Source organism: Bifidobacterium myosotis (genome assembly GCF_002259745.1).
Taxonomy (GTDB): Bacteria; Actinomycetota; Actinomycetes; order Actinomycetales; family Bifidobacteriaceae; genus Bifidobacterium; species Bifidobacterium myosotis.
In genome coordinates, this window is sequence record NZ_MWWW01000016.1 from 122,080 (window position 1) to 143,065 (window position 20,986).

The following is a 20,986-nucleotide window of genomic DNA, read 5'->3' on the forward strand; positions in this document are numbered from 1 at the left end:
TCCGCCCTCGTCCCGCACTTAGCCCGTATATCGACTGAGTGATGTCCGGATCTTGGATGTTATCCAGTTGCGCGTCAATCGTTGTCGGGATATGGGTGGATTCCGACAACGACTGACTCGAGAACGCGGGAAGTCGCTACCGCCGTGGCTTGATGAGGGAGCGGACGACGGCGAGGAAGCCGAGGCTCAGGGCTCCGGCGAGGACGGCGAAGACCTGCGGGCGGCGCAGCTCGTTGCGGATGCCGATGGCGTCGGTGACGCAGTGGTCCTCGAACCAGACGCGCACCTCGTTGCTGGAGTAGCGGCCCACCAGATCTCCCCAGGTGAGCATGCGGGTCACGTAGCCGGCCGGATTGTTCTCACGGAACTCGAACAGGCGGATGCCGCGGTAGCGTGATTTGGGGCCGTAGCACTCGAAGCCGCAGGTGGGCGCGTAACCCAGGTCAAGGCCATGCACATGGCCTACGAAGGCGTTCTTGTGGTCGTGTCCGCAGAACAGGGCGAAATAGCCGCCCGCCTCGCGCAGGGCATCCACCTCGCCCACGTTTTCGTCGGCGCATCCGATGGCCTCGCCAAGGCGCGAACCGGGGCGGCAGACCGTGTGGTCGAGCACATAGCAGTGACCGGCGTGGGTGCGCGCGCCCTCCACCGCGTTCGGCGTCCAGGCGGGCACCTCCTTGAGGCAGTCGTAGAACTCCTGCGGGGGGATGTGCTGGAACGCTATGGCGGGGACGGGCTTGCCGTCGCCGTTGCGCTCGCCGAGCTCGGTTTGCACGTCGCGCAGCCATGCGAGGGCCTCGGGGGTCGGGGTGCCGTAGCCGTCCGAGTCGGCCAGATCAAGGCCGCGGGAGTTGACCACGTACGCCGGGTATTGGCCGTCGCGCTCCTTCGGGGCGCCGGGCTGGCCTGATTCGGTGGCGTAATCGCCTGAATTGACCATCATCACCGACATGGCCACGCGACCGGAACCGTCCGACGATTCGATGGGCAGCGCGAACGTGCCGGGCTCGATGCTATCGACCGGATTCAGGCAACCGGGGAACTCGCGGTAGATGTCGTCCTGCTCGTCGGCAAGGATGCCGCACTGGAAGTCGTGATTGCCGTACGTGGCGGCGAAGGGCACGCCGGCCTCCACGATCGGACCGAGGAATCCGTGGAATGTGCGGCGGACCTTCTCGCGGGTGTCATCCATGAGCTCGTCCATTGTGCGCGGCTCTGATTGCGGCTGCTCGACGGGTTGCGGCGACTGGGTGGAGTAGACCAGCGTGGAACTGGTGTGAGGCGTGTCCTGCGGGACGGTGCCGTCGGGGATGCCAGAGATGCCGGCCGGATCGGCTGCATCGGTTGCCTCGGAATTGTCATGCGCGTCATGCGCATCCCCAATCCCGGCGGTCTCAGACGTGACGATGTGGCGCTTGATGCCACGCAGTTTGGCTTCCAGCTCGGTGACGGCACGCACCCGGGCGCCGGGTTGTTCGCCGCGGCGGCGCAGGAAGGTGTCGATGTAGGCGGGGTCGTAGCCGCGGATCTGATCGCCGGTGAAGACCACCAGATCAGGGTCGGCCGTGCGGATGGCCTCGCGGATGAGTCGGATGGTATCGGGCTGCACGTCGGGGCCGTCCTGAACATCGGCCATCTGCAGCACGCGGAAGCTGCCGTCTTCGCGGAATCGCAAGCTTGTCATGGCTCCCAGTGTAGAAGACGGATATGGCCTGTGCCGGTCCGTTCACAGGACCGGCACAGGCCATATCACCCGCGTTCACCGCATGTTGTTTCCAATCTACTGCGGGGTGTAGGGGTAGAAGGCGGAACGTTCGGCGTCCTCATCGTAGAGCAGGTTCGACTGGTAGGAGTCGGAGTCTCCGAGGAGCTGGCTACCGAACCTCAGGGCGTACTGGACCTTATCTCCTGAAGCCATGGACGACCACGGCGTGCCGGCCGGGTACCAATGCCACTTGCCGCACGGGCTGATGCCGCTCGTGTCACCGTATTCCTTCTCCCACGTAAGCGACGTGGCGTCGCACTGCAGGTCGTAGCCGCCGGCGTTGTTCTTCGTGATGGAGGAGAACTTGCCGTGGAACGGATACTTGACGCGCGGTGCCTTGTATGTCGGCTCTCCCGTGCTGAGGTCGGCGGAGTCCGCCGCGCCGGTGAACGTGCCATCATCCTTCACGGTCATGTCGATGAACGCTGATCCATTGCCGGTGGAGAAGAAGCGGTACTGGCCTGCGATGTTTTTGAACAGGGCGGTGTCGGCCTTATCGGCTTTGTCGGACGAATCGCCGGAATCGTTCGAGGACTTGGCCGCTTTGTCGGCACCCTTGACCTCGGCGTCGGGCAGGGAGTCCCAGTCGAGGTCGCCGCCCTGCTCGGACAGGTAGTAGACGGTGGCGTCGCTCGGCGCGGGCTTCATGCCCACCAAGGCGCTCTTGCCGCCGTTGGCATATTCGCTGGTCGGGACGAACGGGTTGACGCCGTCGCCCGAGGCGGACACGCTGGTCTCCTTGTACTGCGAACGGTCGCGCAACAGGATGAACGGGCGGTTCGTGTCCACGGCCTTCTGCTTCTTGGCGGCGGCCAGGGCGTCGGCGTCGAAGTAGCCGCTGTCCTCCAGCGACTTCAGGTCGGAACCGGCCGGGAAGTAGACCAGGAAGTCCTTCATCTCGTAGGTCTTGCCGTTGTCGCAGGAGGGGCCGGGACCTGCGCTGCCGCCGCTGCCGATCACCGTGGAACCGCAGTTCTTCATGCCTTGGCCGGCGTACAGCTCGAACATGCCCCAATCCTTGGTGATGAGGTGGTTCTTGAGCGGCATGGTGCTTTCGCTGATGCCGTTGCCGGGCTTGATGACGGAGCAGCTGATGTCCTGGCAGACGTTCGTCAGGCCCAGCAGATCGACCGAATTGCTGGGCTCCTGATCGTTGAGCACCATGAAACCGTTGCCGCCGGCCGAACCGGAGCCATCCTCGGACTTGGAGAAGGCGTTGCTGGACTTGCTCAGCGTCAGGCAGGAGCCGTCGGACTTGCAGTAGGTGCCGGCGATGGCTCCGGCGTTGTTGCGCACGGTGGAGTACTTGGTGCTGCCGTAGTCGTACTGCTGGCCCATCACGGATTGCGTATCCTTGGCGTCCACACCCTCGTACAGGGTCACGTCGTCGTTGGAGTCGAGCGAGGAGCCGGGCGCCGGTTCGGAGCCGGCCACCTTGCCCACGTAATCCTTGGAGGAGAACTTCTGCTTGACGGTCACCGTGTGGCCCTCGCCCTCCAGCTTGGACTTGACGGAGTCGATGTCCTGGCCGAGCACGTCCACCGGGATGGCGGAGTCGCCCTTGGTGGCGACGCCCACGTAGATGCCCTTGTCCTTCTCGCTGTCCTTCACGGCAGTGCCGGCTTCAGGATAGGTGGCCACGATGGTGCCTTCGGGCTTCGTCTTGGTGTCCGAGACGTAGACCTTTTTGTAGTGGACGGGCACGTTCATGTCGGCGAGGGTCTCGACCACCTGTTCGGGCTTCTTGCCGAGCGTGTCCTTCGGCACGCCGGGGCCGGCCGATTCTTGGACCGTGACCGTGGTACCGGCGGAGACTCGTTCGCCCTGCTTGGCGCCGGCGTATCCGAGGAACGCGCCGGATTCCTTGCCGGAGAAGACCTTCTCGGTCTTGGCGTCGATGCCCTTGAGCTTCAGCGCGTCGGTGACGTCTTTGGCCTTGATGGTGGCGGACTTGCCGTCCTTGGCCGCGGCCGGCTGCGCGAGGGAAGCGGGGTCGGGCAGCGTCTTGCCTCCCCACAGCTCGGCCTTCCATGTGGCGAACAGGGCGATGCCGGCCACCACGATGACGGCCAGCACACAGGCCAGGGCGATGATGAGCTTGTTCGGCGACTGCTTGGTCGCCGTGGTGGCGGTTGTGGTGGCGGTTGCGGTGGCGTTGGTGGCTCCGGAAACCGGCGCGGTTGCAGATGATACCGTGGTCGTTCCGGTTGCTGCCGTGGGTGTCGGCACAGCCGGTGCGGGTACGACGGGCGTCGATGCCGTTGGCTTGGCTGTGGGCGTTGCGTTGCCGGGCAGCGGTACTGCAGGAGTCGGCGGGGTCGCCGGTGCTGCCGAGGCCGCAGGAGCCGCTGGCGCAGGAGGCTGGGCGCCGGTGGATACCGCTGTTGGAGCGGCGACCGGCTTCTCGAGCCTCGCGCCGCAGGACGTGCAGAATTTGGCGGAATCGTCGTTGGACTTTCCGCAGGAGGTACAGAACATGGACTGCTTCTTCTCTCATGGCGTGAGCCTTCCGCTCCCGCACACATCTCCAATCCTAGTGGTCTATCTCACAAATGATCGAGGATTGCGGCTTCCATTCCTCTCCCACCGTCAGCTTCCGCCAACCCCTCGCCGAAGGCCGATACCCCCCACTCAAACAATTGCAGGACGAACCACTAGTGTAGCGAGGCCGGCATCCCGGGGAACGCGGATGATTCAGGCATATTGTGAGATGCGCGGGGTGTTGGAATGGGCCGCAGCTAGGATAGAAAAAGGCGCATGTTACGTGTGCGTAAACGACTTATCCATTCAGGAATCAATCCACATACAAGGGAGGAACAATGGGTCAGGATCAATCATCCGTCTTTGATCTTGCAGCGGTTGCCGCGGCATCCAATGGAGGGAACAATGACCCGCTGCTGCCTCCGGCACGATTCATCGGCGATCCGCAGAAGCCAAGCCGTATGCCGTACACCAAGTACGTCGCCTACGACAAGCAGGTCCCCTTTGATTACCCGGAGCGCACGTGGCCGGGCAAGCGACTGCAGCGGGCGCCGCGCTGGTGCTCCGTCGACCTTCGCGACGGCAATCAGGCCTTGGTGAACCCGATGGATTCCGAGCGCAAGCTGCGCTTCTGGAATCTGCTGGTCTCCATGGGCTTCAAGGAGATTGAGGTGGGCTTCCCGTCTGCTTCGGAGACCGATTTCGACTTCATCCGCATGCTCATCGAGCGTGAGCTGATTCCGGACGACGTGACCATCGTGGTGCTCACCCAGTGCCGCGAGCACCTCATCCGCCGCACCTACGAGGCGCTCAAGGGCGCCAAGCGCGCGATCGTGCACTTCTACAACTCCGTCTCCGTGCTGCAGCGCGAAGTGGTCTTCCGCAAGAACAAGGAAGAGATCAAGAAGCTCGCCACCGACGCCGCCGAGCTGTGCAAGCACCTCGAGTCCGAGGCCAAGGGCATTGACCTGTACTACGAGTACTCGCCGGAATCCTTCACCGGCACCGAGCCGGAGTACGCGGTCGAGGTGTGCAACGCCGTGATCGGCGTGATCAAGCCGACCCCCGAGCACCCGATGATCATCAACCTGCCGGCCACCGTGGAGATGACCACGCCGAACGTGTTCGCCGACGAGGTGGAGTACGTCTCCACCCATCTGGACGACCGTGATTCCGTGGTGCTCTCCCTGCATCCGCACAACGACGAGGGCATGGGCGTGGCCGCCACCGAGCTTGCCGTGCTCGCCGGCGCCGATCGCGTCGAGGGCTGTCTGCTGGGCAACGGCGAGCGTACCGGCAACGTCGATCTGGTGACGCTGGGCCTTAACTGGCTCACGCAGGGCATCGACCCGCAGCTCGACCTGTCCAACGTGCCCGAAATCCGCAAGACCGTCGAGTACTGCAACCAGATTAAGATCTCCGAGCGCCATCCGTACGCCGGCAACTTCGTGTTCACCGCGTTCTCCGGTTCGCATCAGGACGCCATCAAGAAGGGTCTCGAGGCCCGTCAGGTGGCTGCCGAGCGCGCCGGCGCCGATTTGGACAGCTTCGTATGGCTTGTGCCGTACCTGCCGATCGATCCGAAGGACATCGGCCGCACGTACGAGGCCATCATCCGTGTCAACTCGCAGTCCGGCAAAGGTGGCATGGCCTACCTGCTCAAAACCAACCACAACCTTGATCTGCCCAAGCGTCTGCAGGTGGAGTTCGACAAGATTGTGCAGAAGTACGCCGACGACACCAAGAAGGAAGTCAAGGACGAGGACATCTGGCGCCTGTTCAAGGACGAGTACCTGCCGGTGGAGCAGTCCGGCATGACCGCCGCCGGCGTGGTGGTCGGCGACACGCATGACGCCTCGCTGGCGCCGTGGGGCCGTCTCAAGCTGCTCAAGGTGTCCGTCAGCTCCGGCGAGGACGGCTCCGACACCGTGCTCAAGGCCCGTCTGCTCGACCGTGGCGTGAATGTCGGCGTGGATACGCCGGTGGAGCGCGAGGTCTCCGGCATCGGCAACGGCCCGATCGCCGCGTTCCTCAACGCCATCTCGAACTTCGGGGTGGACGCCTCGATCATGGACTACGTGGAGCACACGATGTCCGTGGGCACCGATGCCATGGCCGCCTCCTACGTGGAATGCCAGGTCGGCGACGGCGATGACGCGCCGATCGTGTGGGGTGTGGGCATCGACTCGTCCATCACCACCAGCGCCCTGAAGGCCATCATCTCCGCCATCAACCGTTCCCAGCGCAACCGCTGAATGAACAGGCCGCTCGGCTGGCCGTTCGTATCCGGCCGCGGATATAAATGAGGCGCCCGCTTTCCAGATGGAAGGCGGGCGCCTCATTGGTTGTGGGCTTTGGAAGCCAAGGCTATTACTACTCAGTGGTCGCGTAGGAATTCATTTCGCCGGGCGCGAAGGGTGATTCCTCATCCGGTTGGACCGGCACGTCGTAGCTCGGCCCATCGGTGCTGCCGGGGTCGTCGGCGCTGGGGTCGTCACCCTGACCGGGATCATTGGCACCCGGATAGTTCGGGCATTCGCTGGAATAGCTCGGGTTGGCGAGGCACTGCTTGGCAAGTTCCTGGGCCTGCTGGTCCGGTGCGGTCGTCGTGCCGGACTGCTGATCCTGCTGCTTGCCGGAATCGGTGTCGGACTTGTCCTTGTCGGCTTCGGAGTTCTGCTGGCCGGACGTTGAACCGGACGAGGACGAAGAGCCGCGACCCAGACCCCATGTGCCGTCGGAACCACCGATCTTGCCGGAATCCTTGGCGGTCGGGAACTGCTCGACCTCGGTGCCCTGCAGGGCCTGCGACATGTACTCCTGGAACAGATGCGCCGGGTAGCCGGTGGAGGAGACGCCGTAGCCGGAGAAGGCGGGCACCACCTGCGGATTGCCGTTGTCGTCCGGATTCCAGATGGCCCACACGTTCAGCATGCTTGGCGTATAGCCCACGAAGGAGGCGGCCTTCTCGTCGTTGGCGGTACCGGACTTGCCGGCTATGGGGCGACCGAGCATGGTGGACGTGCCTGCCGCGGTGCCGTACGTGGTGGTGCCCTGCATGGCCTTCTGCACGAGGGCGCAATCGTTGGCGTCGAACACCTTCTCGTTCTCGTTCGGAGCGTTGTAGAGGTCCTTGTCGTTCGCGTCAATCACGCGGTCGACCATGTGGATGGTGTTCTTGACGCCGTTATTGGCGATGGTGGCGTGGCCCTGCGCGAGATCCCACACGGTCAGGGCGTTGATGCCCAGCACGTTGTACATGGAGTTCTCGTCGATCTCGCCCGCGATGCCGGCCTCGTGCGCGATGGCCGCCGTGCGTTGCGGGGTCAGATGCTCATTAACGTTCATGAACACCGTGTTCACCGAGTTGGCGGTGGCCTGGTACAGGTTGATGTATCCCCAGTTGTTATCGAGGGCGTTATTCACCTCGGCGCTGATGCCGGTGAAGTGCTGGTGCGAGTTGCCGTTGAACAGCGTGTTGAAGTTCACGCCAGACTGCGCCGCCCCCAGCAGGGCGAACGGCTTCATCGTGGAGCCGGGCTCGAACAGCGCCTGATCGGCGTTGTTGAGCTGCTTGGTGAGATAGTCCGAACCGGCGTACACCGACACCACGGCGCCGGTCTTGGGGTTCAGTGCGATGCCGCCGACCTGCAGCGTGGCGGGCATGTCCGCGAGGCGCGTGTCGCCGATCTGCTGCATGAGGTCCTGCTTGGACTTGTCGATGGTGGTGACGATCTTGTAGCCGCCGGTCGCCAGCTCCTCCTTGGTGAAGGCCTTGGACTGCACCAGCTCACGCTCGACCATGTCGAGCAGGTAGCCGGTCGGTCCGGAGTATTCGTTCTGCTGGGCCACCGGGGCGGTGGTCGGGAACTGGGCCGCGGCCTTCTCCTTGGCGGTGATGTAGCCGTCCTCCTGCATGATGCTGAGCACGCGCTTGAAGCGCTGCTGGGCCATGGTCGGGTCGTCCGCCGGGTCCCAGGTGGAGGGGGAGGGGATGATGCCGGCAATCATCGCCGCTTCGGAGAGCGTCAGATCCTTGGCGTCCTTGTTGAAGTAGGCCTTGGCCGCCGCCTGGATGCCGTAGGAGTTGCGGCCCAGATAAATCGTGTTCATGTAGTTGCACAGCACCTCGTCCTTGGACTCGGTCTGTGCGATCTTCAGCGCCAGCACGGCCTCGCGGGCCTTGCCCACATACGTGGTGGTTTCGCCCAGATAGTAGCGTTCGGCATACTGCTGGGTGATGGTCGAACCGCCCTGACGGGTGCCGGTGGTCACGTTGTTCCAGAAGGCGCGGGCGATGCCCTTGAGGTCCACGCCGCGGTCCGTATAGAAGGTGCGGTTTTCGGATGCGACGATGGCGTTGCCCAGATACTTCGGCAGCCCCTCGCAGGAGATGATCTGACGGTTCTGCTCGGCGTACGAGCCGATCGGTGTGGTGCCGTCCGCGTAATAGACGGTCGTCTTCTCCGCCAGCGCGAACTTCTCGGGCTGCGGAACCTCGGTGGTGGTGTACAGGTATGCGAATGCGGCGCACCCGGTCAGCACGCCCAGGCCGATCAGGCCGAAGAAGATGCCCAGCACCCATTTCAGTACGCGATGCGGCCGCTTGCCGCCGTTCCTCTTGCGCTTGGGTGCCTTGTGGCTGGTGGGACGGTGCGTGCCGGTGCCTGCGGCACGCGTGGCGCGCATGCCGGCGTCCGCGGTGCCGTAGGTCTTGCTTTGCGCGGTGCGGGGCTGCCTCCTGGCGGGGCCCTGATCCTGCGCGTGCGCACGACGTTGATATGAAGCCATACGTTCCACCGTAACCGTTGGCCTTGAACAATCAAGTGGCGTGAACGTAACCACTTGGGTGCGAAGTGCGTATTTCCGCCGAATTCTCACATTTGCGCACATGTATGAGCGTGTGTCTGCGTGTTGCCTGAATATCGGCTGTATATTGCGGCTTTCAGCGTATTCCGGCAGGCTCTTTGACACACGACTTGCGATGGTCCACCCGTTTCCATACACTAAACAAAGCCTCCATGCGGCGCTACGTCACCCAACTCCCCCAGGGCAGGAATGCAGCAAGGGTAAGTGGCCTCTGGCGGGTGCGTGGAGGTTTTCCTTTCTTCTGGAGACTCGGGTCGAGCCGGGCCGCGGACGCCGCAGCACTCGTGGCCCCGGCCCATAGGCTCAGTCTGTATCGGTTCGCTCTTTTGGTATTTCCCGGTTGCCCGGTTTACCAGTGCGCGGCCTAGTATCCTGCACCAGAAGCTCGTTGACGAATTCACTACCCCTCAGTCCCGCTTCTCAGTCCGCGGGCCAGCTCGTCCTGCAATTAACGAATTTCCGACGGACACTAGTGGTTTGCGCCGCTAGTAGTCGTTGATAATTGTGCGGATTTGGGTGCGGCATGACGGGCGGGCGGGGCGCTGTCCGGGATACGGCCGTACAGTCGAATCTATGAATGACCAGCAGTACCCCACCATTCGCGATCCGCGCGCATCGAACAATCTGGTAGGCGGCGACGGGAGCGGTCTGCGGCCCCCGGCCGACGACCCGCTGGCCGCGCTCGGCCCCGATCCCCGAAACCATGCCACGGCCGCATCCTTGGGGCTGACCGGTCGAGGCGGATCGTTCACGGGCGCTTCCGGCGCGGGCTCGGCGGGCAATGCCGGTGCGGCCGGATTCGACGGGACCTCCGCATCGGGCGGTCGCGGTATTGGCATCAACGCCATCGAGCCGGACGACATCGACCGTGGTCTGGCCCGGCTGGACCCGCTCGCAGTGCGTCCGCGCGTCTCCAGCCGTGTGCTGTGCGTGGTGTTCGGCGTACTGCTCATCGCCTTGGGCTTTGGCGTGTGGTGGGCCTGCGTCCACACCGAGAACGGTCAATCATATGACGAACTGATCTGGGCCTCGTTGCCCGAGAGCGTGCCGTCGTGGGCCGCCGGACTGATGGATGCCGTGGCCCAGTCATGGCTGGTGATTGCGGTGAGCTGCGTGCTGGCCGCCATCGGCTTGGTCTGCGCGGCCGTGCGCCGCCGCTGGTGGCTGTTGGGCCAGGCGGTTGTGCTGGCTGTGGCGTGCCTTGCCTCCACAGGGCTCAAGGGCGTGCTGCCGCGCCCGTTCATCATCAACACGGCGTCTCCGGCGGTCAATTCCGCACCGTCCGGCCATACCATCCTGGCCGTCGCCGCCACAGCGATTCTGCTGCTCACCGTGCCGCGCGCGGCCCGTGCGCTGGCCGCGGTGGCCGGTGTGGTCTGGTCGTCGCTGGTGGGCGTTTCGGTGATGGTGGGGCAGTGGCACCGCGCTTCGGACGTGGCCATGTCGATTCTGCTGGTCACGGGGCTGACGCTGATCGTCATGGCGTTCACGCGCACCTCCGGCATGGACGTGCCCGGCCGCCGTGTCTCCTCGGTGAGCGTGCAGATCGTGGGCAGCGTGCTCATCACCGGCGGACTGCTGCTGATCGTCTACGCCGCGTACGTGGTGTGGCAGGTGGTTCCGGGGCTAAGCGTGAGCGCCAGCTGGGCGGTGTCGGGATCGATCATCAGCGCGGTGACGGGCATCGTCGGCCTGTCTGCGCTGGCATTCGGACTGGTGCTGGCACTGCGGCAGATCACCGCGGCGCCGTTGAGCCGCATCGGACTGATCGGCGCGCCGCCGGCCCCGCCGACGTCCCGTGCGCGCTGACGCCGCAGCGTTCGCCGCGCCGGTGGGCGAGCTCGCCCCGACCCCTGAATTTGGCGGTTGACCACCGTTCGTGATTATTATGACGCCAGAAACATCGTGTGTTTCGGGAGAAGGCATTAAGGAGTGGGTATGGCTACCAAACTCGTGATTGTGGAGTCCCCGACCAAGGCCCACAAGATCGGTGACTACCTGGGCAAGGGGTACACCGTCATGGCATCAGTGGGCCATATTCGCGACCTCGCCCAGCCCAGTCAGGTGCCCGCGACGGACAAGGCCAAGTTCGGCAAGTTCGGCGTGGACGTCAATGACGGATTCAAGCCGTATTACATTGTGGACGGCGATAAGAAGCACACGGTCAGCGAACTCAAATCGGCGCTCAAGAAGGCCGACGAACTCTACCTCGCAACCGATGAGGATCGCGAGGGCGAGGCCATCGCGTGGCACCTCGTGCAGACCCTGAAGCCCAAGGTGCCAGTCAAGCGCATGGTGTTCCACGAGATCACGAAAGACGCCATCCGCGCCTCTCTGGGCAAGACGCGTGACGTGGACGGTCATATGGTCGATGCGCAGGAGACCCGGCGCATCCTCGACCGCCTCTACGGCTACGAGCTCTCCCCTGTGCTGTGGCGCAAGGTGGGGCCGGGGCTGTCCGCCGGCCGCGTGCAATCCGTGGCCACCCGCCTGATCGTGGAGCGTGAGCGCGAACGCATGGCGTTCCGGCGCGCCCCGTACTGGGACATCGTCGCCACACTGGCCGCGCCCGACGCCTCCGGGGAGCGCGCCGAATTCTCCGCCCGCATGGTCTCGCTCGGTGGCAAGCGGCTCGCCGGCTCCAAGGACTTCGGCCCCGACGGCAAGCTTACGCCCGACGGATTTAAGGACAACGTGCGTCAGCTGGACGAGGCGTCCGCCACCGCGCTCGCCGGCGTGCTGCGCGGCGCCCCGTTCACGGTGATGAGCATGGAGACCAAGCCGTACCGTCGTCGCCCCCAGCCGCCGTTCACCACCTCCACGTTGCAGCAGACCGCCGGCAACCGGCTCGGCATGGGCGCCCGTGCCGTGATGCGCGCCGCCCAAAGCCTGTACGAGAACGGCTATATCACGTATATGCGAACCGATTCGGTGACCCTCTCGCAGGAGGCCATCGCCGCCGCCCGCAACGCCGTCTCCTATCATTTCGGCGACCGGTTCCTTTCCGCCGAACCCAAGCAGTACGCCACCAAGACCGCCGGCGCGCAGGAGGCCCACGAATGCATCCGACCGGCCGGCTCGCGTTTCCATGATCCGGATGAGCTGGCCGCCAAGCTGCCAGTGGACCAGCTGCGCCTCTACACGCTGATCTGGCAGCGCACGCTCGCCTGCCAGATGGCGGATGCCACCGGTTCCACCGCCACCGTGCGGTTGAGCGCGCCGACCGGTCCCGCAGACGGCGAGGCCGTGTTCCAGGCGTCCGGCACGGTAATCGAATTCCCCGGCTTCATGAAGGCCACGGGCGAGGGGCGCAGGCCGAAGCAGGGTGCCTCCGAAGGCGCTGCCGCTGGTGCCGCCGCTGCCGCCGGTGCCGCGAATGGCAAGGCCGGAGCGGACGCTTCGGAGAGCAACGCTTCGCTGCCGCCGATGACCGTGGGCCAGCGGGTCGAGGCGAGCCGAGTGGAGCCGGACGGGCACGAAACCCAGCCGCCGGCCCGCTACACCGAGGCCACGCTGGTCAAGACGCTTGAGGCCAAGGAGATTGGCCGACCGTCCACGTATGCCAGCATCATCTCCACCATCATGGATCGCGGGTACGTGTACGAGCGCGGCCGCGCGCTCATCCCCAGCTGGCTGGCGTTCTCGGTCGTCAAACTGCTTGAGACCAAGTTCCCCAAGCTCGTCGACTACCAGTTCACCGCCGAAATGGAGAACGGGCTCGACCGCATCGCGCATGGCGAGGAATCGGGCCGTGATTGGCTCACCCGCTTCTATTTCGGATCCGGCGAGGGCGCGGCGCGCAATGCCGACGAGGCGCACGAGGGCCTGCAGCAGCAGGTGGCCCAGCTCGGCGAAATCGACGCCCGCGCCATCAACACCATCGATATCGGCGACGGGCTCCATGTGCGTGTGGGACGCTACGGTCCGTACCTTGAGGACATGGAACACATGGACGCCGAGGGCAATCCGAAGCGCGCATCGTTGCCGGACACCATCGCGCCGGACGAGCTCACCGTGGAGGTGGCCCGCGATCTCATCGACAATCATTCCGGCGGGCCGCGCGAGCTGGGCAAGGACCCGGTCAGTGGCGGCACCGTGGAGGTGCGCAACGGCCGATTCGGGCCGTATGTGGCGCTTATTCCGCCGACTGGGGCGGACGCTGCGGGTGCAGGGACGGCCACGGCCGGCAAGAAAGGCTCCAAGAAGGCCGCCGCCGATGCGCCGCGGCCGAAGATGGCCTCGTTGTTCAAGACGATGAGTCCGGAATCGCTCTCGCTGGAAGACGCACTGAAGCTGCTGAGTCTGCCGCGCGAGGTGGGACGGTACGAGGAGACCAACGCCGAAACCGGTGAGGTGTCCGAATGCACGGTCACGGCCAATAACGGACGCTACGGTCCGTACCTGTCGAAGACCGGAGCCGACGGCAAGTCGGAGACCCGGTCGCTCGCCTCCGAGGACGAGATCTTCACGGTGGACGTGGCCAAGGCCAAGGAACTGTTCTCCCAGCCCAAGTACGGGCGTGGCCGTGGTCGCGGCACCGCCAAGCCGCCACTGCGCGAGCTCGGCACCGATCCGGCCACCGGCAAGAACGTGACCATCAAGGACGGCCGTTTCGGCGCGTACATCACCGATGGCGAAACGAATCGCACCGTGCCTCGCCAGTACACGCCTGAGACCATCACCCCCGATGATGCGTTCCGTCTGCTTGCCGAGAAACGCGCCGCCGGGCCGTCCACCCGTGGGCGCGGGCGTGGACGAGGGGCCAAGGCCGCCGCCACGGGCGCTACGAAGAAAGCCGCATCGTCGGCCGTGTCCGCTCAGGAGGCCAAGCGCGCCGAGCGTCGCGCCGAGGTGAAGAAGCTCGCCGACAAGGGCTGGGCCAACCAGCGCATCGCCGAGAAGATCGGCTCCACGCCCGCCACGGTGAAGAAGGATGTGGAGTGGCTCACCGCCAACGAGGGGTACGAGCGCCCCGCCGTGGTCGCCGCCAAGCCTCAGCGCCACTAGCGCCGCTGAATCGGTCGGCGAGGCTGGGCGATCAGCGGTTGATGGCTGATTGGGTGGATATCTCGCTTGCAAGGGGTACATTCGCCCCTCTGCAAACAGCTATCTGCTTTGCAAGGGGTACCTCAACCGTGAAACCTTGAGTATATCTGGCGAAATGTCGCCGATTGTACTTGGGTTTGCCGGGTTGAGATACCCCTTGCAAAGCAGATAGCTGTCCGTGGGATGCGAGATGTACCCCTTGCAACGGAGATACTGCGAAGGTACCGGCGGATATTGTGGAATTGCCAGGATGTTGACCTGCAATAGGCCGCACAAGGGGCTTGCGGTCCCGGCTGAGCCGCCAGCTCGGCGCCTACCGGTAATGTCGATGCTATGACCGGTCTGTTTATCTCCTTCGAAGGCGTCGACGGCGTGGGAAAGACCACGCAGGTCGAGCGGTTGCGCGGTTGGCTTGAGGCGCGGGGCCACACGGTGGTGGTCACGCGGGAGCCGGGCGGTACCGCACTCGGACGGGCCATCCGGAAGCTGCTGCTTCATGGCGTGGCTGAAGAGCCCTCGAATGCTGCTTCCGTTTCGGCGGCGCCCGGCGGCTCGGCTGATTCCGCCTCTGTTCCGGCCGACATCGCCCCGCGTGCCGAGGCATTGTTGTTCGCTGCGGATCGAGCCCAGCATGTGGCCGAAACGATTCGCCCGGCGTTGGAGCGCGGCGAAGTGGTCATCACGGACAGGTATCTCGACTCGTCGCTCGCCTATCAGGCCGGCGGACGCGAGCTGACCGCAGCGGAGATCCGCAATCTGAGCATGTGGGCCACGAACAACCTGCTGCCGGACCGCACGTACCTGCTGGACATGGATCCGGCGCTGTCCCACAACCGTCTCCAACACGCCGAAGACCGCATGGAATCCGCCGGCGATGACTTCCAGAACCGCACCCGTCAGGCATTTCTTGATTTGGCGGCGGCTGAACCGGACCGATTCCGCGTGATTGACGCCAGCCAGTCCATCGAGCAGGTATGGCAGGCCATTCGACAAGATATCGACGCGTTGCTCAAGGAGACGGTCCGATGAGCGTTTGGGATTCGTTGGTGGGCCAGAAGCCCGTGGTGGATATGCTCAGTCGCATCGCGCAGGGAGAGCCGAGCCAGATTGCCCAATCGTGGCTGATTTGCGGGCCTCCCGGATCGGGCCGGTCCAACATGGCGCGCGCGTTTGCGGCCGCGCTCGAAAGCCCGGACCGCGGCATGGGCGACGAACCTACCCGCGTGACCCGGCAAGTGCTCGCCGGCACACACCCCGATGTGACCGTGCTCGCCACCAACAAGGTGACCATCGGTATCGATCAGGTGCGTGAGATCATCACCACCTCGGAACAGATGCCGGCCACCGCGCCATGGCGGATCATCATCATCGAGGACGTGGACCGTATGCTGGAGCGCACCACGAACGTGCTGCTCAAGGAGATCGAAGAGCCCGCCGAACGCTGCATCTGGCTGCTGTGCGCCCCCAGCGCGCAGGACGTGCTGCCCACCATCCGCTCACGCTGCCGTGTAGTGAACCTCGCCGTGCCGTCCACTGCGGCGGTCGCGGATTTCCTGGTGTCGAACACCGGCGCGGAGCCGAAGATCGCCCAACGAGCGGCGCGCCTGTCCGAGGGCCATATCGGCATCGCCAAGCTGTACGCCACGGACGAGCGGGTCATGTCCGACCGCGACGAGCTCGTCGTCGGCGTGCTCAACCTCGCTCGTGCCTCGGACGCCGTGCTGCTCGCCGGCAGTCTGACGGACAACGCCAAGGCCCAGGCCGAAGCGGATGCGGCGCGCACCACAGCGGCCCAGGAAGCGGAATTCCGCCGTATCAACGGGCTCAAGGAGGGGGAGCGCATTCCCCCCAAGCTGCGCGGCGCCTATAACCAGATCGCCAAAAAGGACGATGTGAAGCGTATGGTCACCCGCCGCACGCGCGACGTACTGGACCGCGCGCTCAACTCCGTGGCCTCCATCTACCGGGACGTGGCCGTACTGCAGAACAATGCGGAGGATGCGGTCGGGCTCATCAATCTGGAGAACCGGTCGGCCATCACCGAACTGTCCGTGCGGCTGGACCGGGCCGGCGCGGTGACGCGGCTGGACGAGGTGGCGCGAGCCCGCAAACGACTGGCGGGCAACGGCAATCCGTTGCTGGTGTTCGAGGCCCTGTTCTGCGCGTTGATTCCCGTCTGATGCGTATCGGCCTGCCGAAGGGAGCTGCGGGCCTGTCGAAGGGATCGGCGCGCGCAGTCCGCTGGCGAAGCGGGGACGATCGTCGGTAACACGGCTCGCGTTACACTGGAGTTTATGAAGATTTCCGCCGATTTCACCGTCATCCCGGACGATTTTGCCAAGGCCGCGGCGCCTGCGTACTTCAACGGCGGCGTACCGGTCGTCTCCTTCCCGTTCTACATCGACGAAGTGAGCCCCGAGGCGCGCTATCTGCACTGGGAGTTCGTGGACCCCGATTCCATCCCCGTATGCGGGTTCGAGTGGATTCACTGGTCGGTGGCCAACCTGCCGATCGATGCGCTGATGTACGACTTCAACGATTCCCATGCGCTGGCCATTCCGCCGGACTTCTCCCGTCAGCTGCCGGCCATGATTCCCGAAGCCGTGCAGGGCCGCAACTCGTCGGCATCCAAGTTCCTCGGCCGCGACAACGACCCGGCCGTGACCATGCGGTACAACGGTCCTCAGCCGCCGGACAAGGACCACGAGTATTACCTGCAGGTCTGGGCCACCAAGAACCCGCTGCCCGGTCTTAATCAGGGATTCTGGCTCAACGAGCTGCTGCACGCGCTTCGCAACAGTGGCGAGACCCCCGAGACGGACGGCATCTTCCTTACCGGCAAGGCGTGAGCCTCAGTCCCTCGGTTCCGGCGGGATAGACGCCGGAACCGAAGCCGGAATGGACATCGTCCCCTGATGATTGGCGCCTGCGGGCGGCATATCCCCATTCGCGCGGGTCGCGCAGGCGACGTACGCGCCGGAGGGGGCGAGACGATCGACGATACGTGGGCGCTGCCGCTTGGATTTCTCCCGGTTTCACTGCGCCCGACGGTCCCTCGTCGGAAGGGCCGGACACACAGACAACAGAAAGGATGCATCGAACTTATGGCCTGCACCACGATTCTGGTAGGCAAGGACGCGAGCTACGACGGCTCGACCATCATCGCCCGTAACGAGGATTCCGCGAACGGCGAGTTCAACCCCAAGCGCTTCATCGTCGTGAAGCCGGAGGAGCAGCCGCGCGAGTACAAGTCGGTGATCTCCCACCTGACCATCACCCTGCCCGATGATCCGCTGCAGTACACCGCCGTGCCGAATGCCGACCTCAAGGAGGGCATTTGGGGCGAGGCCGGCGTCAACGAGGCGAACGTGGCGATGAGCGCCACCGAGACCCTGACCACCAACGAGCGCGTGCTCGGCGCCGACCCGTTCGTCGAATACACGCCGGCCAAGGGCGACGAGCCCGAAGTGCCCGGCGGTATCGGCGAGGAGGACTTCCTGACCATCGTGCTGCCGTACATCAAGACCGCGCGCGAGGGCGTGGAGCGTCTCGGCGCGCTGCTCGAGGAGTTCGGCACCTACGAGATGAACGGCGTGGCCTTCTCCGATTCCAACGAGATCTGGTGGCTGGAAACCGTCGGCGGCCATCACTGGATCGCCAAGCGCGTGCCTGACGAGGCGTACGTGACCATGCCGAACCAGCTGGGCATCGACGAGTTCGATTTGGCCGATGCGCTCGGCGATCAGGAGGACCACATGTGCTCCGCCGACCTCGCCGAGTTCATCGAAGCCAATCATCTGGACCTCGCCGTGGAGAACACCACGCCGTTCAACCCGCGCGACGCCTTCGGCTCCCACTCCGATTCCGACCATGTCTACAACACCCCGCGCGCCTGGTACATGCAGCGCTTCCTCAACCCGTACGACGAGGTGTGGGACGGTCCGGACGCCGATCACAAGCCGGAATCCGATGACATCCCGTGGGCCCGCCAGCCTGAGCGCAAGGTGACCATCGAGGACATCAAGTACGTGCTGTCCTCCCATTACCAGGGCACGCCGTTCGATCCGTACGGGCAGCTCGGCGACGAGCGTACGCGCCACATGTACCGCACGATCGGCATCAACCGTCAGAGCCAGCTCGCGGTGATGCAGATCCGCCCGTACCGGCCGCAGGCCTCGCGCGCGATTCAGTGGATGGCATACGGCTCCAACCCGTTCAACACGCTGGTGCCGTTCTTCCCGAACGTGGACTCCACTCCGGCCTACCTCGAGGACACCACCACCCGTGTGACCTCCGAGAACTTCTACTGGGCCAACCGCATCATCGCGGCCCTGTGCGACGGCGCTTTCCGCTCCACCTCCAACGCCGTGGAACGCTATCAGGAGAAGACCGGCGCGATGGGGCATCGTCTGGTGGCCGCCACCGACGAGCAGGTGGCCCGACTGGGGCTGACCGCCGCCGAGGAGGCCGAACAGTCGGCCGCCGAGGAGGAATTCGAGGCGGACAACGTGGACGGCGACGTGCAGCCGATGGACCCGGACGAGATTATCGCCGCCGTGCGCAACCCCGAAGTGCGTGGCATCCTCGCCGCCGCCAACCAGACCATGGCCGACCAGCTCAAGACCGAGACCGAGAAGCTGCTCGACTCCGTGCTGTACACCCGCAGCATGGAGATGAAGAACGGCTTCCACATGTCCGATTTCTAGTCCGTTATCTGGCTCCCTCTTTGAGGGGAGCTGTCGAACGAAATGGAACTGAGGGGAGCGTTTGCTGAAGGACTTCCCCTCAGTCCGATTCGCGGGCGGCTCCCCTCACAGAGGGGAGCTGAGATATGGACTGCCCCCCACAAACACAGAAAGGCTTTATATGACCACCATTGCAGACTTCACCAGCCAGTACGGACTGGTCAAGAAAATCGACGCATTCGGCTATCTGAAGTACCTTGCGGAGAACCCGGACGCCCCGCGCAAGCACGGCAAGGTCGTGCTCGTCACGGCGGACACCCCGCTCAAGGCGAGCCGCGGCGAGGGCAAGACCACCACCACCATCGCCCTCATCGACGCGCTCAACAAGCGCGGCATCGATGCGGCCGCCGTGCTGCGCCAGCCGAGCATGGGCATCACCGCCGCCGGTTCCAAGGGCGGCGCGTCCGGAGGCGGCAAGGCATCCCTGACCCATCCCGAGCTCATCGACTGGGGTCTGTGCGGCGAGATGGGCGCCATCGCGGCTGCGCAGAACCTGCTCGTCTCCTTCGCCGAGAAGGCCATCGACGACGGCAAGCTCGACACCGTGCTCGTGCCGCGCGTCTCCGAAGTGCCGAGCCGCTCGCTGCGTTCCATCGCCGTGGACTACGGCAAGGGCAACGTGGCGGAGAAGGTGGTGCTCACGCCTACCTCCGAGCTCATGCAGATCGTGGTGCTTTCGCGTTCCATGGACGAGATCGGCGAGCGTGTGTCCAGGATGATCGCCGGCACCAAGGACGGCAAGGCCGTGACTTTCGGTGAGTTCATCGACCTGTGGCGCATCACCGGCATTCTGGCTGATGCGGTCAAGCCGGCTCTGACCGAGACCGTGAACGGTTCGCCAGTCTACGTGCATGGTGGTCCGTTCGCCAATGTGTCCATCGGCATCCCGACGCTGGTCTCCGTGGAGATGGCCTGCGCGCTGCACGACGTGGTCATCGTCGAAGCCGGCTACGGCACCGATGCCGGCGCGCAGAAGTGGCTGGACATCGCATGCCGTGAGTTCGGGGCGCAGTGGCCGTCGGCCGCCGTGGTCGTCACCCGCGCCTCCACATGGCGCGACGACCCCGATCTGGCCTGGCGCTATCCGTTCCATGTGGAGCGTCTCGAGGGCTTGGATATTCCCACCTTCCCGCTGGTCAATCTGTGGGATGGCGAGGACGACCAGATTCCGTCCCTGCGTGAGACCGCAGCCGAGCTGGGCTTCCGCACCCCGATCATCGGCAACCTGTTCCGTGACGGCGGCGAGGCGCTGGCACCGCAGCTCGACGGGTTCGTGGATGTGCTCGAGCATGGGTCCATGCCGGCCGAACCGCATTCGCACAAGGGCATGGCCCTGACCGAGAACGTGAAGTGGGTGGCCGAGCATGCCTACGGTGTGCCGGCCGATCGCGTGGTGTACAAGCCCGGTTTCACCGATTCCATGTCCGACGCGATGGAGCTATGCCAGTCCGCCGGCATCTCGCTGGACGATCTGGCGCTGGTGGCGGTCAAGTCGCCTGCGACCATGACCGACAACGATCGCGCCCCGGAGGGGGAGCGTACGGTGACGCTCAAGAAGGTGGAGGTGCACGCCGGCGCCGGTCTGGTGCATGTGAACCTGACCTCGTCGCTCACCACCCCGATGCCGAAGATCGTGTGATTGCGCATCTCGGCGGGTCCATCTGCGTTGCGAGGGGCTGATAAATGATGGAATCCGGGGTTTGACTGCTGCAATATCGGCGGTCAGACCCCGGATTTCTTGTATGGACAGCCCCTCGTAACGGAGAACGCCCGCTAAGGCGTATTGAGGTGAGGTAACTGGCTTGCAAGGGGTACATTCTTGCGTCTGCGGAATGGTATCTGCGTTGCAAGGGGTACCTGATACGGGAAACCCCGAGTATGACCGTTGATATTGCAGCGGTGATACTCGGGGTTTCGCTGTTGGGGTACCCCTTGCAACGCAGATAGATGTCGGGGGATGCGCCAATGTACCCCTCGCAACGGAGAAAGCCCCTCTGCAAGGGCGCCGGCTAGGAGTTGCCACCCTGCACCGTTAAGCGGGGAGACCGGTGGGCTTCCCGTAGGTGAGGTGAGCGGCTGG

Annotated in this window: 11 protein-coding genes and 1 other RNA gene; 9 read left to right on the forward strand and 3 right to left on the reverse strand. The window is 64.7% G+C overall.

Features of this window, described 5'->3' with window-relative positions; genetic code table 11:
- Positions 1-136: 136 nt before the first annotated feature.
- Positions 137-1,684, reverse strand: coding sequence for a metallophosphoesterase family protein (locus BMYO_RS08085; protein ID WP_169834099.1), 1,548 nt, complete (start codon positions 1,682-1,684; stop codon positions 137-139).
- Positions 1,685-1,780: 96 nt separating this feature from the next.
- Positions 1,781-4,243 carry a PASTA domain-containing protein gene (locus tag BMYO_RS08090; RefSeq protein ID WP_094667974.1) on the reverse strand — a complete coding sequence of 821 codons (2,463 nt, stop codon included), beginning with the start codon at positions 4,241-4,243 and terminating at the stop codon, positions 1,781-1,783.
- 341 nt (positions 4,244-4,584) lie between these two features.
- Here BMYO_RS08090 and leuA point away from each other — a divergent pair, with 341 nt between their 5' ends.
- Positions 4,585-6,501, forward strand: coding sequence for a 2-isopropylmalate synthase (gene leuA / locus BMYO_RS08095; RefSeq protein WP_094667975.1), 1,917 nt, complete (start codon positions 4,585-4,587; stop codon positions 6,499-6,501).
- A 118-nt stretch (positions 6,502-6,619) separates the two neighbouring features.
- Here leuA and BMYO_RS08100 read toward each other — a convergent pair whose 3' ends face one another.
- Entirely contained in the window at positions 6,620-8,935 is a 2,316-nt protein-coding gene (locus BMYO_RS08100; protein ID WP_420807301.1) for a transglycosylase domain-containing protein, read from the reverse strand.
- A 321-nt stretch (positions 8,936-9,256) separates the two neighbouring features.
- Here BMYO_RS08100 and ffs point away from each other — a divergent pair.
- From ffs to BMYO_RS08140, 8 genes are all read left to right on the forward strand, one after another.
- An RNA gene (gene ffs, locus BMYO_RS08105) (signal recognition particle sRNA small type) lies at positions 9,257-9,353 on the forward strand.
- 335 nt (positions 9,354-9,688) lie between these two features.
- The gene (locus BMYO_RS08110; protein ID WP_094667977.1) at positions 9,689-10,924 is read left to right on the forward strand and encodes a phosphatase PAP2 family protein; all 1,236 of its coding nucleotides are present in this window, start codon (positions 9,689-9,691) and stop codon (positions 10,922-10,924) included.
- Between the two features lie 129 nt (positions 10,925-11,053).
- Entirely contained in the window at positions 11,054-14,122 is a 3,069-nt protein-coding gene (gene topA, locus BMYO_RS08115) for a type I DNA topoisomerase (protein ID WP_169834100.1), read from the forward strand.
- 372 nt (positions 14,123-14,494) lie between these two features.
- Positions 14,495-15,190, forward strand: coding sequence for a dTMP kinase (gene tmk / locus BMYO_RS08120; protein ID WP_094667979.1), 696 nt, complete (start codon positions 14,495-14,497; stop codon positions 15,188-15,190).
- Positions 15,187-16,341, forward strand: a complete 1,155-nt coding sequence (locus BMYO_RS08125; RefSeq protein ID WP_094667980.1) for a DNA polymerase III subunit delta' — start codon at positions 15,187-15,189, stop codon at positions 16,339-16,341. Before tmk ends, BMYO_RS08125 begins: the two co-directional genes overlap by 4 nt.
- Positions 16,342-16,455: 114 nt before the next feature.
- The gene (locus tag BMYO_RS08130; RefSeq protein ID WP_094667981.1) at positions 16,456-17,010 is read left to right on the forward strand and encodes a YbhB/YbcL family Raf kinase inhibitor-like protein; all 555 of its coding nucleotides are present in this window, start codon (positions 16,456-16,458) and stop codon (positions 17,008-17,010) included.
- Positions 17,011-17,265: 255 nt separating this feature from the next.
- Positions 17,266-18,867, forward strand: coding sequence for a C69 family dipeptidase (locus BMYO_RS08135; protein ID WP_094667982.1), 1,602 nt, complete (start codon positions 17,266-17,268; stop codon positions 18,865-18,867).
- A gap of 160 nt (positions 18,868-19,027) precedes the next feature.
- Positions 19,028-20,545 (forward strand): formate--tetrahydrofolate ligase, encoded by a 1,518-nt coding sequence (locus tag BMYO_RS08140; RefSeq protein ID WP_094667983.1) that lies wholly within the window; start codon positions 19,028-19,030, stop codon positions 20,543-20,545.
- Positions 20,546-20,986 lie beyond the last annotated feature (441 nt).

What these genes read in the sequence shown, in the direction of transcription:
- BMYO_RS08085 (WP_169834099.1), bottom strand. Translation starts at nt 1,684, where the DNA reads ATGACAAGCTTGCGATTCCGCGAAGACGGCAGCTTCCGCGTGCTGCAG.
- BMYO_RS08090 (WP_094667974.1), bottom strand. Translation starts at nt 4,243, where the DNA reads ATGTTCTGTACCTCCTGCGGAAAGTCCAACGACGATTCCGCCAAATTC.
- leuA (WP_094667975.1), top strand. Translation starts at nt 4,585, where the DNA reads ATGGGTCAGGATCAATCATCCGTCTTTGATCTTGCAGCGGTTGCCGCG.
- BMYO_RS08100 (WP_420807301.1), bottom strand. Translation starts at nt 8,935, where the DNA reads ATGCGCGCCACGCGTGCCGCAGGCACCGGCACGCACCGTCCCACCAGC.
- BMYO_RS08110 (WP_094667977.1), top strand. Translation starts at nt 9,689, where the DNA reads ATGAATGACCAGCAGTACCCCACCATTCGCGATCCGCGCGCATCGAAC.
- topA (WP_169834100.1), top strand. Translation starts at nt 11,054, where the DNA reads ATGGCTACCAAACTCGTGATTGTGGAGTCCCCGACCAAGGCCCACAAG.
- tmk (WP_094667979.1), top strand. Translation starts at nt 14,495, where the DNA reads ATGACCGGTCTGTTTATCTCCTTCGAAGGCGTCGACGGCGTGGGAAAG.
- BMYO_RS08125 (WP_094667980.1), top strand. Translation starts at nt 15,187, where the DNA reads ATGAGCGTTTGGGATTCGTTGGTGGGCCAGAAGCCCGTGGTGGATATG.
- BMYO_RS08130 (WP_094667981.1), top strand. Translation starts at nt 16,456, where the DNA reads ATGAAGATTTCCGCCGATTTCACCGTCATCCCGGACGATTTTGCCAAG.
- BMYO_RS08135 (WP_094667982.1), top strand. Translation starts at nt 17,266, where the DNA reads ATGGCCTGCACCACGATTCTGGTAGGCAAGGACGCGAGCTACGACGGC.
- BMYO_RS08140 (WP_094667983.1), top strand. Translation starts at nt 19,028, where the DNA reads ATGACCACCATTGCAGACTTCACCAGCCAGTACGGACTGGTCAAGAAA.